General features: G+C 63.9%; 7 protein-coding genes. All 7 read right to left on the bottom strand.

The genetic code is table 11. The annotated features are described in order from the left end of the window. Positions 1 to 9: 9 nt before the first annotated feature. The 7 genes from AC1DXU_RS11950 to AC1DXU_RS11980 all read right to left on the bottom strand — a co-directional run bounded on the left by AC1DXU_RS11950 (position 10) and on the right by AC1DXU_RS11980 (position 12,642). Positions 10 to 2,019: a CocE/NonD family hydrolase gene (locus AC1DXU_RS11950; protein WP_477315713.1), complete on the bottom strand. Its 2,010-nt coding sequence runs from the start codon at positions 2,017 to 2,019 to the stop codon at positions 10 to 12. Positions 2,020 to 2,188: 169 nt separating this feature from the next. Next, a complete protein-coding gene (locus AC1DXU_RS11955) occupies positions 2,189 to 3,544 on the bottom strand; it encodes an LLM class flavin-dependent oxidoreductase (protein WP_477368460.1) in 1,356 nt (451 codons plus the stop codon). Between the two features lie 131 nt (positions 3,545 to 3,675). Then, positions 3,676 to 5,169: an aldehyde dehydrogenase family protein gene (locus AC1DXU_RS11960; RefSeq protein WP_477368463.1), complete on the bottom strand. Its 1,494-nt coding sequence runs from the start codon at positions 5,167 to 5,169 to the stop codon at positions 3,676 to 3,678. A 123-nt stretch (positions 5,170 to 5,292) separates the two neighbouring features. After that, positions 5,293 to 8,439: an efflux RND transporter permease subunit gene (locus tag AC1DXU_RS11965; protein ID WP_477368466.1), complete on the bottom strand. Its 3,147-nt coding sequence runs from the start codon at positions 8,437 to 8,439 to the stop codon at positions 5,293 to 5,295. Positions 8,440 to 8,776: 337 nt separating this feature from the next. Then, on the bottom strand, positions 8,777 to 9,916 hold the full coding sequence (locus AC1DXU_RS11970) for an efflux RND transporter periplasmic adaptor subunit (RefSeq protein WP_477368469.1): 1,140 nt from the start codon (positions 9,914 to 9,916) through the stop codon (positions 8,777 to 8,779). 55 nt (positions 9,917 to 9,971) lie between these two features. After that, on the bottom strand, positions 9,972 to 10,577 hold the full coding sequence (locus tag AC1DXU_RS11975) for a TetR/AcrR family transcriptional regulator (protein ID WP_477315703.1): 606 nt from the start codon (positions 10,575 to 10,577) through the stop codon (positions 9,972 to 9,974). A gap of 424 nt (positions 10,578 to 11,001) precedes the next feature. Further along, positions 11,002 to 12,642 carry an acyl-CoA synthetase gene (locus AC1DXU_RS11980; RefSeq protein ID WP_477368472.1) on the bottom strand — a complete coding sequence of 547 codons (1,641 nt, stop codon included), beginning with the start codon at positions 12,640 to 12,642 and terminating at the stop codon, positions 11,002 to 11,004. Positions 12,643 to 12,676 lie beyond the last annotated feature (34 nt).

Raw genomic sequence — 12,676 nt, forward strand, 5'->3', positions numbered from 1 at the left:
CTCCCCTCCTCAGGCGAAATCGCGCCTGATGCGCCGCGTTGCCGAGGCGCTGTGGACCAGCGTGCCCCGTTCTCGCGCTTCGAGCCGCCAGCTCAAATTGAAATGGGTTTCGTCAGCCGTCAGCTCGGTGACCGCCATCGCCTCGGTGTCGGCGTCGGCGCTGGCGATGGCCCAGTGATATTCGGTGACAAGTTTCGCCGACAGCGGATCGTCGGTGCGGATGCTCATCGTGTCGCCGTTGGCCGAGGACACGGTGATGCCGCGGTCGTCATAGCGCCTGCGGCCATGGTCGGAGGTCAGCGCGATAGTTTGCACGCCCGAACCGACATCCTCGGTGACGATGCGGCGGTCGAAGCCGTCGTCGAAGGTCGTGGTGGGCACTGGCGGCGCGGTTTCGGCCGGCTCGAAGCGCACGTCGCGGTCGCGTTCTGACGGCGAGCGCACCGGCAGCATGATCCTGCTGTCGCCGCTCGCCACCGACAGGGTCGACAGTGTCGGCTGCGGCCACAGGATCGGCCAGTGCTGGTTGGCGAGCGCCAGCCGGATGCGATGCCCCTTGGGCACAGTGCGGGCGAAATCGTTGAGCTTCAGCCGCACGCGAAACGGTGTTGCGACCGGGCATGGCGTCGGATGCTCGTGGCTGTCGCGGTGGCTGAGGTTGAGCACGCCATAGGTCATCAGCGCCGAGGTGCCGTTGGGATAGACATCGCAAAGCCGGGCGGCGAGATTGACATGCGGCTGGTCGACGCTGACGAGCAGGTCCAGTTCCGCTGCGCCGAGCAAGGTCAGGTCGTCGTCCAGCGGCGGCGTGTCAAAGCACAGCGCCATGCCGTCCTCGCGGCGCTGGTCAATGGGCATATCAGGACAAGAGCCACCATAGCCGCCCCAGCGGCCGCAGTCGCGCCCGGCGTTGGCGGGGGAGCGGACGGAAAGCGTCGCGCCGGGCACCGCTTTGCTGCCCAACCCGGCGGCGTTGAGATGCAGCGCGCGGCGCTCGATGCGCGGCGACGGCCACTGATCCTCTGCGGCCCAACTACCGGCATGGTCAGGGAGATAATAAGGTTGTGGCCGTTCCTCGCCGGTGATCCAGACGCGGTAGAGCGGCTCGTCCATGATGCCGGTGTCTTCGCCGACGAGCCAATGACGCCACCAGCGCAGCGCCTCCTGGAGATAGCCGATCAGCGGCCCCGGCGCGCCGCGGCAGGGATAGGCATGCGACCACGGGCCGACAATGCCGAGCTTCGGCCCCGGCAGATGTTCGAGCAGGCGCGGCACGAAATTGGAGTAGCTGTCCTCCCAGCCGCAGACGGCCATGACCGCGCATTCGATCGCGGCGTGATCTTCGCAGACCGAACCTTGCCGCCAGTAATCGTCGCGGCGCTGATGCGCGAGCCAGATTTCCGACAGCGAGCTTGTTGCGGCAAGACGGCTTTCCCACATGGCGCGCCAGGCATCCCCGACGATCTGCGGGTCGGGCGCCATCGCCTTCTTCACCAGCATGAAGTTCGACCACATCTCCTGCTCGGTCAGCAGCGCGCCGCCCATATAGTGGATATCGTCGGCATAGCGGTCGTCAGTGGCGCAGTTGGCGATGATCGCCTTCAAGGCCGGCGGTCGGAGTGCCGCGACCTGCAGTGCGTTGAAACCGCCCCAGGAAATGCCGGTCATGCCGACATTGCCGTTGCACCAGGGCAGTGCCGCCAGATGGGCAATGATCTCGCAGGCGTCCAGCTGTTCGCGCGGCAGATATTCGTCGGCCAGGTCGCCATCGGAATCGCCCGAGCCCCTGATATCGATGCGGGCGCAGGCGATGCCGTGCCCGGCAAGCCAGGGATGGATGTCGAGATCTCGCGCTACTGTGCCGTCGCGGCGGCGATACGGCACCATCTCGACGACCACCGGCACCTTGGCGTCGGTGCGTGGACGCCACAAAGTCGCTGCGATGCGCGTGCCGTCAGCCAGCGTGATCCACAGCGGATCGACGGTTTCGACGGCAAAGGGGAACTCGGTTCGTACCACGGCAGGTACTCGTTAAATCGCCTTGTTGAACGTTCGTACAACAAGGCGATTTAACGCGCAATCCCGCTTCGCGCATTTTGGCACGGACAAGACCAAATAGGGCGGGATGGCCCACGCCCGTACAGGGGCGTGGCCATTCAGAATGCCTGACAATGGGTTTCGTTGAAAGTCAGCCAGCCTTGCGGATCACCGCTTTGGAGCCTTCGAAGAACCGGTTCGGCGGCCGCTTCAGGCCGAGGTTCTCGCGCAAGGTCCTGCCCTCATATTCGCGTCGGAAGAGCCCTCGCCGCTGCAGTTCCGGCACTACTTTTTCGGCGAAGTCGTCGAGGCCGGCGGGCAGATAGGGAAACATGATGTTGAACCCGTCGGAGCCCTCGGTGACCAGCCACTCTTCCATCTCGTCGGCGATCGTCTTCGGCGTGCCGACGAAAGCGAGACCGGAATAGCCGCCCAGCCGCTGCGCCAGTTGGCGGACGGTGAGGTTCTCGGTCCGCGCGAGTTCGATGATGCGCTCGCGGCTGCTCTTCGAGGCGTTGGTCTCGGGTATCTCGGGCAGCGCTGCGTCCGGATTGAAACCCGACGCATCGTGGCCGAGCGCGATCGACAGCGAGGCAATGCCGCTCTCGTAGTAGACCAGGCTGTCGAGCTTCGCGCGCTTGGCCTGCGCCTCCTCGATGCTGTCGCCGACGATGACAAAGGCGCCGGGCAGTATCTTGATGTCGTCGCGCGAGCGGCCGAGCTTTTGCGCGCGGCCCTTGACGTCGGTAAAGAAGCGCTGCCCCGCCGCGAGATCGGCGTGGGCGGCGAAAATGACTTCGGCCGTCTCCGCCGCCAGTTGCCGTCCCGCCTCCGATGCACCGGCCTGCACGATGACCGGCCAGCCCTGCACCGGCCGCGCGATGTTCAGGGGGCCGCGCACCGAGAGATGCTCGCCCTTGTGGTCGAGCACATGCAGCCTCTCCGGATCGAAATAGAGCCCGCTTTCGGCGTCGCGGATGAAGGCGTCGTCGGCAAAGCTGTCCCACAGGCCGGTGACGACATCGTAGAATTCGCGCGCCCGCTGATAGCGCTCGTCATGCTCGACATGCTCGTCGAGGCCGAAATTCAGCGCAGCATCCGGGTTGGACGTCGTGACGATGTTCCAGCCGGCGCGGCCGCCGCTGATATGGTCCAGCGAGGCGAAACGGCGGGCGATGTGATACGGCGCGTCGAAGGTCGTCGAGGCGGTGGCAACCAGGCCGATGTGATCGGTCACGGCGGCGAGCGCCGACAGCAGCGTGAACGGCTCGAACGACGTCACCGTGTGGCTGCGCCGCAGCGCCTCGATCGGCATGTTGAGCACGGCCAGATGATCTGCCATGAAGAAGGCATCGAACTTGGCCGCCTCCAGCGTCTGCGCGAAACGTTTGAGATGCGCGAAGTTGAAGTTGGCGTCGGGATAGGCGCCCGGGTAGCGCCAGGCGCCGGTGTGAAGACTGACGGGCCGCATGAAGGCGCCGAGCCGCAACTGCCTGTTATCTGCCATGGGATGATCACCTGATGTGGACGAGCTCTACCGCTCCGATATCGATGCAGGATCGGACGGCTTTGCCGTGCTGGAAAGGAATTCCGTTTCGCAAAACCCTTACTGCTGAGCATATTCGTATGGGTGGCTGTTCAATCTATCTTGATGAACACGCCCTTGGTGTTGAGATATTCGTCGAGGTGCTCGGCGCCGCCCTCGCGACCGTAGCCGCTCATCTTGTAGCCGCCGAAGGGCACCGCCGGATCGATGGCGTGATAGGTGTTGACCCAGACCGAGCCGGCGCGGATCTTTCGCGACAGCTGGTGCGCGGTGGCGACGTTCTGGGTGAACACGCCGGCGGCAAGGCCGTAGGGTGTGTTGTTGGCCCGCTCGACCGCTTCCTCCAGCGTGTCGAAGGGCAGCGCCGAAATGACCGGCCCAAAGATTTCCTCGCGGGCGATCGTCATGCCGTCGGAAACGCCGGCAAACACCGTCGGCGCGATGAAATTGCCGGCGGCGAGTGCGCCTTCGGTGAGGCGGGCACCGCCGGTGACCAGCGTCGCGCCTTCGGCCGTGCCGGCCTCGAGATAACCGGTGACCCGTTGCAGCTGTTTCTCCGACACGAGCGGACCGATCTCGGTTGCCGGGTCGATGCCGTCGCCGATCCTGAGACCCTTGGCGTAGGCGGCCAGCCGCGCGACGAACTCGTCATGGATCGAGCGCTCTACGAACAGGCGCGAGCCGGCGATGCAGATCTGGCCGGAATTGGCGAACACCGACATCGCCGCCACCGGCACCGCTTTGTCGAGATCAGCATCGGCGCAGACGATGACCGGCGACTTGCCGCCGAGTTCCAGCGAGACGCGCTTGAGGTTGCCGGCCGAGGCCCGGATGATCGACTGGCCGGTCGCGGTCGAGCCGGTGAAGACGATCTTATCGACGCCCATATGCTCGGCAAGGGCGGCACCCGCCTCGGCGCCGGTGCCGGTGACGATGTTGACGACGCCTTGGGGAACGCCGGCCTCGTTCATGATGTCGGCGATCAGCAGCGGCGTCAGCGGCGCTTCTTCCGACGGTTTCAGCACGATGGTGCAGCCAGTGGCCAGCGCCGGACCGATCTTCCAGATCGAGGCTGCAGTCGGCGCGTTCCACGGGATGATGGCGCCGACGACGCCGACCGGCTCCTTGCGGGTGAAGGAGACGACTTCGCCGGGCAGCGAGTTCTCGATGGTCTCGCCATGCAGCGCGGTGGCCATGCCGGCGTAGTAACGCAGCATGCCGATGACGCGGTTGCGGTTGGCGCGGGTGCGCACGATCGGCATGCCCATATCTGACGTGTCGGAGCGGCTGATCTCTTCCCAATGCTTTTCGAAGAGGTCGGCAATCTTCAGCAGCAGCACCTGCCGCTCATAGGGCTTGAAGCGGCTCCATGGTCCGTCGAAGGCTTTTCGCGCTGCCGCGACGGCGAGGTCGATGTCGTGGCGATCGCCGCGCGGCACCGTGGCGAGAACCGCGCCTGTGGCCGGATTGCGGGTCTCCATGGTCAGGCCTGAACGGGCATCGACCCAGGCGCCATCGATGAACATCTGGCGATGGCGTCCATCGAGCTGATAGCGCAGGGCGATCGAGGTCTGGGCCAGGGTCATGATCTTCCTCCTCGCGACAGGCCGGTACATGGCCGCCCGCGATGGAGAAAGCCAGAACGCCGCACGTCAAACGTACGGCGTTCTAGCATTTTTTGACCGGCGCATCCTATGCGCCAGCAAGGATCACTCGGCTGCCAGGGCCAGTTGCGGCGCTTCGTTGTCCTGTACCGGCTCGGCCTCGACCGCCTGTTCGGTGGACGCAGCCTTCTTGGGCTCGCGGCCGAAGAACAGCGCGTAGCCTGCCGGCAGGACAAGGATGGTCAGCACGGTGGCAACCAGGATGCCGCCCATCATGGCGTAGGCGAGCGGGCCCCAGAACACGGCGCGCGAGATCGGGATCAGCGCCAGCACCGCCGTCATCGCCGTCAGCACGATCGGCCGGAAACGGCGCACGGCCGAGCCGATGATGGCCTCCGAGCGTTCCATGCCTCTGGCGATGTCCTGGTCGATCTGATCGACCAGGATGATCGAGTTGCGCATGATGATGCCAAGCAGGGCGATGACGCCGAGGATGGCGACGAAGCCGAACGGCGCGCCGCTGATCAGAAGTGCGGCGGCAGCCCCGATGATGCCGAGCGGGCCGGTGGCCAGCACCAGCATCGCCTTGCCGAAATGCTGCAGCTGGATCATCAACAGCACGACGATGATGGCCAGCATGATCGGCGCCTTGGCGGCGATCGAAGCCTGGCTTTCCGCCGAATCCTCGGCGCCGCCCTGGATCTCGACCTTGTAGCCGGGGGCGAGGCCGTCGCGCAGGCCCTTTATGTCGTTGTACAGTTTGGTGACGACGTCGTTCGACTGCACGCCATCCGGCAGCGTGGCGCGCACCGAGATGGTCGGCAGGCGGTCGCGCCGCCATTCGACGCCCTGCTCCAGCACCGGGACGACCTTGGCCACCTGCGACAGCGGCACGAAGCCGCCGAAATCGGTCGGGATGGAGATCGAGTCGACCGAGGACAGCAGGCTGCGGCTTGCATCCGGTTCGCGGGCGACGATGGACACCGTCTCCTCGCCGTCGCGGAAATCATCGAGCGGCGCGCCCGACATGGTTGCCTGCAGCATCTGGCGAATGCGCTGCGAGGTGACGCCGAGGGCACGGGCGCGATCCTGGTCGATGACCAGCTTCATCGCCGGCACCGGCTCCAGCCAGTCGTCATGAATAGCGCCGAGCAGCGGATTTTCCGCGAATTTCGCCTTCACCTGGTCGGCGATGCGGCGCACCTCCTGGCGATCCGGGCCCATGACGCGCATCTGCACCGGCCAGCCTGTGGGAGGGCCGAGGAAGAGACGGTCGACCTTGCCGCGGATCGACGGAAAATCTTCCGCCAGAATGGTGCGCAGCTTGACGATCAGCCGCTCGCGGGCTGGCTCGTCATTGGCCATCACCAGAAGCTGGGCGAAGTTCGGATTGCGCAGCTGCTGGTCGAGCGGCAGGAAGAAGCGCGGTGCGCCTTCGCCGATATAGGTGGCGATGAAGCGCTTGTCGGTGTCGCCCATCATCTTGGCTTCCAGCGCCTTGGCCTGCGTCTCCACCTCCTTGATCGAGGTGCCTTCCGGCAGCCAGAGGTCGACAAGGATTTCCGGACGCGACGATTGCGGGAAGAAATTCTGCGGGATGAACTGGAATGCCCACAAGCTGGTGGCAAAGGTCATCAGTGTCATCACCAGCACGATGATGCGGTGGCGCACGGCCCAGCCGACCGTGCCGCGCAGCCGCCGGTAGAAGCCGGTGTCGAAGGCATCGTGATGATTGCCGGCATGCTTGCGCTGCTTGAGGATCATGTAGCCGAGCCATGGCGTGAAATAGACCGCCACGAACCAGGACACGACCAGCGCGATGCCGACGACGTAGAACAGCGTGCGGACATATTCGCCGGCCGTCGAGGCGGCGAAGCCGACAGGAATGAAACCGGCGGTGGTGATCAGCGTGCCGGTCAGCATCGGGAAGGCGGTCGACGAGTAAGCGAAGCTCGCCGCGTCGATCTTGACCAGCCCTTCCTCGAGCTTGCGCTCCATCATCTCGACGACGATCATCGCGTCATCGACCAGTAGGCCGAGCGCAATGATCAGCGCGCCGAGCGAAATGCGCTGCAGGTCGATGCCGAGCTCGTACATGATGGCGAAGGTGGCGGCGAGAACCAGCGGTATAGCGATGGCGATGACCAGGCCGGAGCGCCAGCCGATCGACAGCAGCGAGACGGCAAGCACGATCAGCAGCGCTTCGCCCAGCGCCTCCATGAACTCCTTCACGGCATCGCGGACGACTTCCGGCTGGTCGGAAATCTGGTCGACCGAAACGCCGTAGGGCAACGCCTCTTCGAAATGCTTGTAGGTCGCCTCGACGTCGGTGCCGACATCGGTGACGTTGAAGCCCCTGGCCATGACGACGCCAAGCTGGACGCTCTCGTGGCCGTTGAAGCGATATTTGCGCTGATAGGGATCCTCGAGGCCGGAGGTCACGGTGGCGATGTCGCCGAGACGCGTCACCTGGCCGCCGGCGCGCAGGCGCAATTCCCTGATGTCGGCCGCCTTGGTCACGTCGCCTTCAACCGAGATGCGAACCGAACGCAGACCGGTGTCGACCGAGCCCGCCGGATCGACATTGTTCTGGCCCTTGATCGCATTCTGCAGGTCGGTCAGCGTCAGGCCGCGCTCGGCAAGCGCCTTCGACGACACGTCGATATAGATTTTTTCCGGCTGGTCGCCGATGATGACCGCCTTCTCGACGCCCGGCGTCGTCAGCAGCATGTCGCGCGCCTGGATGGCGAATTTCTTCAGCTCCGGATAGCTGTAGCCATCGCCGCTGATCGAGTGCAGCGTGATGAACGTGTCGCCGAACTCATCGTTGAAGTAAGGCCCGAGCAGCCCCTGCGGCAGTTCACTGGCGATGTCGCCGACCTTCTTGCGCACCTGGTAGAAAGCGTCGGCGACCTGCGCCGGATTGGTGTCACCCTTGACCTGCAAGGTGATGATGGCGCTGCCGGCGCGCGTATAGGAGCGGACGAAATCGAGATGCGGCGTCTCCTGCAGCTTGCGCTCGATCTTGTTGACGACCTGGTCCTCCATCTCCTGGATCGAGGAGCCCGGCCAGATTGCCTGGACGACCATGACGCGGAAGGTGAAATCCGGGTCTTCCTTCTGGCCCATGCGCATCAGGCCGAGTGCACCGGCAATGATGATCAGACCGAACAGAAAGCGCGCGATGGAGGGATGGCCGATGGCCCAGCGCGAAAGGTTGAAAGGCTGCTTTTCATTGGTGTCGGTGGTCATTGGCGTCAGCCCATTCCAGTTGATCGTCAGCGCGTCTGCGCATGCTCGTGGAATTTCCTAGAGCCTGTTCCATCCCGACCAAGTCGGGATGGGGCTCTATCTTCTTGTTCGAGCATGATCTTTTCCGAAAACCGGTTCCCACTTTTCGGGATCATGCTTTGGGCTTCCGGGCGGCGAGGCTTTCCGAGCGGAGAGACTCATCGCGGTGGGACGCGGAGCCGATGTGGGGGTTACATCAACCTTGCATCTCGACCATCGGGCACTCGCCGCCCGGAAACCATGAACCGATTGACCTCGCGGCTTGCGCCGATGCGATGAAAGCCGGTTTTCGTTTGTGTCAGCGCAACGCCTTGACCGCGTCGTCCGCGGATGCCGACTGCTGCGCCGTGCCGCCGGTCAGCTTGACCTGCAGGTTCTCGGTCATGAACTGGGTGCCGGCGGCAACGACGACGTCGCCTGGCTTCAGCCCGTCGGCTACACTGACGCCGTCGGCCGTGAACTCGGCAACCTTGATTTGGCGCGGATGGACCGTGTCGCTGCCGCGGTCGACCGTCCAAACGATCTTCTGGCCGTCCTTTTCGGCCAGCGCGCTGAGCGGGATCGACACCATCTCAAGCTTCTTTGCCACCGAAGCTTCGATGTTGGCGGTCATGCCGAGCAGGACGCGCGGATCGTCGGGCAGTGAGACGCGAACGGCAAAGGTACGCGACTGCTGATCGGCGTTGCCGGCGACTTCACGGACCTTGCCGTCGAGGCTCAGCGCGTCGTCGGACCAGAAGCTCGCCTTGACCTCCTTGCCCGGCTTGAAGGCGGCGATATCCATTTCGGGAACCGCGATCAGCACCTCCTTTTCGCCGTCGACGGCAACGGTCATCACCGGCGTCCCGGCACCGACCACCTGGCCGACATCGGCGCTGACGGATGTGACGATGCCGTTCTCGCTCGCCTTGAGATCGGTATAGACGACCTGGTTCTGCGCCTGGGCAAGCGTCGAGCGGGCGGCATCGCGCGTCGCAACCGCTTGATTGTAGCTCAGCGTCGCCTGTTCGAGCTGCGACTTGGAGGTGAAGTTCTTGGCAAAAAGCTGCTCGGCGCGCTTCCTCGACAGATCGACCGTCTCGACCTGCCGCTCGGCGGCATCGAGGCTGGCCTTGGCGCTCTTGACCGAAAGCTCGTAGTCGGTGGGATCGATGCGGGCCAAGACATCGCCTGATGTCACATGCTGGCCGATATCGACAAGGCGCTGAGTGACCTTGCCCGAGATGCGAAAGCCGAGATTCATTTCGGTACGAGCCCGCACCGAGCCGGAATAGTCGAGTTCGCGGCTGGTTTGGGCCTGGCCGATCTCGACCACCTTGACCGGGCGGATGATGTCCTTGACTTCCGCCTTCTCCTGGCTGCAGCCGGCGAGTCCGAGCGTGGCGACGATCAGGCCAGCGACTGGCAGCCTGCTGATGATGGAACTGGACAAAGACACTTTAGCACTCCTGACTGGAGATGAACTTTCGACACCGGCGCCCGGCGGGCGGCAGCTATTTCAAAGCCTTGATCGCATAGTCGATGAGGTCGTCGGGCATCGCCCGGTTGGTCTTGGCTAGGCACTGCGCCACCATCTGCGGATGGCACAGAATGACGGTAGCAGCGCCGAAGCAGCGCGACGCGATGACCGGATCCTGTTGCCGGAACTCACCGGCCTCGATACCATCGCGGATCACCTCGGCGAACAGGTCGTGGATGCTGTCGACATGCTTGTCGATGACGCCCCAGTCGCGCTCGAGGGCGACGATGACCATCTCGTGGACCTTCTGGTCGTCGAGCATGACTTCCATGGTCATCTTGTACTGCGCGTGCACGTAGCGGCGCAGTCGCTCCTCGGCGCTGATCGGCAGGCGGGAGATCTCGTAGGCCATCTTGTAGCTGGCGCCGAGCATGCGGCCGCAGACGGCCTGGTGGATTTCAACCTTGGAGGCGAAGAAACGGTAGATGTTGGCCGGCGACATGCCTAGTTCGCGCGCAATGTCGGCAACGTTGGTCTTGCCGTAACCGTAGTGACGGAACAGGCGCTCGGCGCAGTCGAGAATGCGGGTCACATTCTCCTGGCGGGTGGGGTCGGCCACGATGTTGGCAGCTTCTGACATAGCTCTCTGTCGATTAACGAGTGACGAATTTCAATTTTCGTCAGTCGTAAATTGAAAAGGGTAGGATGTCAACGCAGATTCGACGTACGCGTATAATTGGTGACAGATGGTGACAGTGAGTGGGGCGGTTCGCCGCCACGCGCTTCGTCATCCTAGGGCAAAGCAAGGAGTGAAGCGACGCGGCGCAGACCCTGGATCCATGCCGTCACACATGCCGAAAAATGCAGAGGTATCAGGAAGTTACGCCGATACACGCCTAAAGTAGCCGGTTCTCGACCGCCGGAGCACGGCCGCTAGGTCACGGCATGGATCCTAGGGTTTCCGCGACGTCGCTTCGCGACTGCTACACCCTAGGATGACGAAGTCGCGGAGGTTAAGGCTAGTCGCGGAAGTCGTGGCGACACAAAAACAGCGACGATGCGGCTTATGTCCCCTTCGCCATCTCCCGCAGCCGAAACTTCTGGATCTTCCCCGTCGACGTCTTCGGTATCTCCGCAAACACCACCGCTTTCGGCACCTTGAAGCGGGCGAGCAGCGCGCGGCAGTGGTCGATGATCTCGGCCTCGGTCGCCGTCTTGCCCGGCTTCAGCTCGACATAGGCGACCGGCACCTCGCCCCATTTCTCGTCCGCGCGCGCCACAACGCCACAGGAGGCCACGGCCGGGTGCTTGTAGAGCGCATCCTCGACCTCGATGGAGGAGATGTTCTCGCCGCCGGAGATGATGATGTCCTTGGAGCGGTCCTTGAGCTGGATGTAGCCATCCGGGTGCATGACGCCGAGGTCGCCTGAGTGGAACCAGCCGCCGGCAAAGGCCTCATCGCTCGCCTTGCGGTTCTTCAGATAGCCCTTCATGACGATGTTGCCGCGAAACATCACCTCGCCGATGGTCTCGCCATCGGCCGGCGCTTTTTGCATCGTCTCGGGATCCATCACCGTCAGATCTTCGAGCGCGGCATAGCGCACGCCCTGTCTCGCCTTCTTCGTGGCCCTCGATCCCTTGTCGAGACCATCCCACGCGCCGTGCCATTCGTTGACCACCGCCGGGCCATAGGTCTCGGTCAGGCCATAGAGATGGGTGACGGCAAAGCCGGCATCGGCCATGCCCGACAGCACGGTCTCCGGCGGCGGTGCCGCGGCGGTGTTGAAGGTGACGGTCTGCGCGAATTCCCGCTTGTCCTCGTCCTTGGCGTTGATCAGCACCGACATGACGACCGGCGCGCCGCACAGATGCGTGACGCCGTGGTCGGCTATGGCGTCGTAGATCGGCTTCGGCCGCACCCAGCGCAGGCAGACATGGGTGCCGGCCTGCACGGCCAGCGTCCAGGGAAAGCACCAGCCATTGCAGTGGAACATCGGCAGCGTCCACAGATAGACCGCGTGCTTGGCCATGCCGGCATGAATGGTGTTGGTGTAGGCCATCAGGGCCGCACCGCGATGATGATAGACGACACCCTTGGGATTGCCCGTCGTGCCCGAGGTGTAGTTGAGCGAGATGGCGTCCCATTCGTCGTCGGGCATCGACCAGGCGAAATCCTCGTCGCCGCCGGCGACAAACTCGTCATAGTCGAGCGTGCCGATGCGTTCGCCCTTGGGATAGGGCGCGTCGGCGGCGTAGTCGGGATCGTCGTAGTCGATGACCAGCGGTTTTACGCTGGCCAATGCCAGCGCTTCCCTGACGACAGCAGAGAATTCGCGATCGACGAACAGCACCTTGGTTTCGGCATGGTCGAGCTGGAAGGCGATGACGGCGGCATCGAGGCGGGTGTTGAGCGAATGCAGCACCGCCTTGGTCATCGGCACGCCGAAATGCGCCTCCAGCATCGGCGGCGTGTTGGACAGCATGACGGTGACCGTATCGCCTTTGCCGATGCCGCGCTTGCTGAGCGCCGAGGCAAGCTTGAGCGAGCGGCGCCAGAAATCGCGGTAGGTGGTGCGCTGACGGCCATGGATGATGGCGACATGGTCGGGATAAGTCCTCGCCGCTCGCTCCAGATAGGTGAGCGGCGTCAGCGGCTGATAGTTCGCCGCGTTCTTGCCGAGATCCTGTTCATAGGGATTGCCCATCCCGTCCTCCCCAATATCCTCGTCGTGATCTTCT

It is taken from the genome of Mesorhizobium sp. P3_A10 (genome assembly GCF_056403175.1).